The sequence below is a fragment of the Roseateles sp. GW821-FHT09G09 genome (assembly GCF_059415965.1).
Genome location: NZ_JBWKOG010000025.1, coordinates 1 through 546, shown reverse-complemented (window position 1 = coordinate 546; position 546 = coordinate 1). Strand labels below are relative to the sequence as shown.

The 546-nt window shown below is 68.9% G+C and carries 1 protein-coding gene; it reads right to left on the bottom strand.

The window, feature by feature from the left end; translation table 11 throughout:
- Window positions 1-546: RHS repeat domain-containing protein (locus AC07O8_RS27255; RefSeq protein WP_495051023.1), on the bottom strand; the 546-nt coding region annotated here is incomplete at both ends.

The following is a 546-nucleotide window of genomic DNA, read 5'->3' as shown; positions in this document are numbered from 1 at the left end:
GTGACCCGGTTCTGCGTGTCGAAGGCCTTGACCACGACCTTGCGGGTGTTGGCCTCGTCGCTCGCATCCCAGGTGCGGCTCATCACCGGCCGCCACATCGCGTCGAAGTAGGTCACCGTGCGCGCGTTGCCCTTGCTCACCGACTGGCGCCAGTGGCCCGCCGGGATGCCGTATTCCTCGGTCGGCACGCCCGAGAAGGTCACCGTCGTGCCAATGAAACCGCTGGGCGGCGTGATGCTCGCGAGCCGCCCCATCGCGTCGTAGCCGAAGCTCGACGCGTACCCGGCGGCGTCGGTGTAGCTGGTCACCAGGCCGATGTCGTTGACGACCCCGCTCTCGTTGCCGCCGTTGGGGTAGTGCACGGTCTGCGCGACGCCGCGCTTGTAGTTGCTGAAGGTCGCCGTGTTGCCCGCGGCGTCCGACTTCGTGGCGACGGTGCCGTCGGCGTTGTAGGTCTGCGAGCCCTTGACGATGCCGAAGGCGCGGCTCGTCGTGGGCCGCGCCAGCGAGTCGAAGTCGGTGGACTGGACGGAGTAGCCGCCGGAG